The sequence below is a fragment of the Okeania sp. SIO2B9 genome (assembly GCF_010672505.1).
GTDB classification, from domain to species: domain Bacteria; phylum Cyanobacteriota; class Cyanobacteriia; order Cyanobacteriales; family Microcoleaceae; genus Okeania; species Okeania hirsuta.
Map to the genome: position 1 here is coordinate 1 of NZ_JAAHGK010001368.1, position 1,954 is coordinate 1,954.

Genomic DNA, 1,954 nt, shown 5'->3' on the forward strand with positions numbered 1-1,954 from the left:
GGTAATTATCAATAAACCGGGTTTTATTGCGCTTGTTGACAATAGACTTTCAACATATAGTGTCTATAAAATCAAATAAACACTACATATAGGGAACGGCAAAATAAGATGCGTTTGCCCTGGGCGAGTACCACCCAATAACAAAAGTGTATCAGAATTTTTGGTACCGCGCAACCCTAATTCCCTCCCGCGCCGCTTTTTTTTTAGTGCTTAATGCAATGAAAAATCTAGTAATTTCTTTTATTTAAGATTTAAGCTCTAAAATACATTTTGCTTCTAATAAAACTAAGTCTTGAACATCTAGAACTTGACAACTTTTCTGAGCATTTAACAAACTGGGAACTACACCATTTTCCATCTGCATCTTAACTACAGCAGCAGCAGTATTATTTAATTGCCTCAGACGATGATTTTTCGTGACATATTCTAAAGTCAACCCTTGAGAATCTAACAACCAAAAATCAATTCCATATTTTTCAATAAAATTTTGTACCTGTTTTAAATCAGGACTATATTGTGCTTGGATTAAATCCTTAGCTCGTTGTTTTATTTCTCGATAATATCCCTGATGATAAGGTAAAGCATATTCCGAACCTACCAATATTGAACGTTGAGCAAAAGTAGGAATATTATTAGCTTCTAATGCTAAAGAAGCAACCCGAATATCTGAAGGTTGTTGGGCTAAATATTCATAAAGTTGGGGTACTTTTCCCACAACATAATTAGTCACAGGAAAGTTGTTGGTTAAAGCTGGATATAAAAGGAGGAGAATTAGCACTATATATAAGTAAGGGAACAGGGAACAGGGAACAGGGAACAGGGATTTTATAGGATGTGTAATTAATCTTCTATAGGAACTTAATATAGTTTGATTTTTTTCAACTGGTTTTGTTTGGAAGGGATGGTTGAGTAGATGAAATTTGTGCCAGACAAAATCAATTATTAAAGTGAAGGCTATCCCACCAGCTAAAGCCATGATTATTCTGAGACTATGTTGACTGTAACGACTGGGATGATGTAACCGAAATAGTAAAAAGTGAGCAGCTAAAAATATTCCGGTTGATGCTAATAATAATTCTGGTAAAAGGATGATTTTATGAGTGATTTTTTTGGCTAGGGGAAAATATCTTGAGCTTAAGAAGATGAGTAATAATCCTGCCCAAACTTGAGGAGGTAGGAAAGATTGAGATAACCATTCTGGGGGGATAATACCTGAGCGATCGCCTGTTAACCAAAAGTCAAAACTATTATTTGAAAAGAAGGAAGCTCTGCCTCCTGGCCAAAATTCTGGTAATTTTTGAGCTTCAGCTAATGTAACAATCGGACTATATTCGGAAGTATTCAAAGCATAGGGTAAAAGTACGAAAAAACCTGCGGTTAAACCAATAGCTAAAATGATAAATTTTGGGCGACTTCGGAAGTGGAGAAAATCTAAGACTAAGACAGCAAGACAGAGTAAAACTCCTTGGGGATAAAATAATCCGAGCAGAGCGATCGCTACAGCAATTCCTAACCAAGAATATCTAAAAAAATAATATAAAAATGCCAAAAATAAAGGATAGAAAAATGCTCTGGGGGTAGCGGAGATTAAGTCATCTTTTAGCCAGAGATTTTGATTCAAAAATAATGTGCTGAGAAATCCGGCGAGTGGCACTGGGAAGATTTCTATTTCTACTCTAAAACAATAGGTAGTTGTGATTAATCCTAATATGATTGGCAGAAATTTATTTAATAGTAAAGGTGGAATGCCTATGAGAGAAAATAATTGATAAAAATAGGTATATCCGGTGGGAGCAACAGATTGAAAATAGTCAGCAATAATATCGTTAGGAAAAAGTTCGGGATTGAGAAATCTTGCCATCCAAAAAACGTGGGAGCGAGCATCATCCTGGACTACATATTCATTACTAAAAGCGGGAATAATTCCTAAAATTCCACAAATTGCTGCTAAACC

The 1,954-nt window shown here is 35.4% G+C and carries 1 protein-coding gene; it reads right to left on the reverse strand.

Translation table 11 applies throughout. From position 1 onward, the window contains the following. Window positions 1-244: 244 nt before the first annotated feature. A partial coding sequence (locus F6K13_RS30830) for a hypothetical protein (protein ID WP_287289528.1) occupies window positions 245-1,954 on the reverse strand: 1,710 nt, incomplete at its 5' end.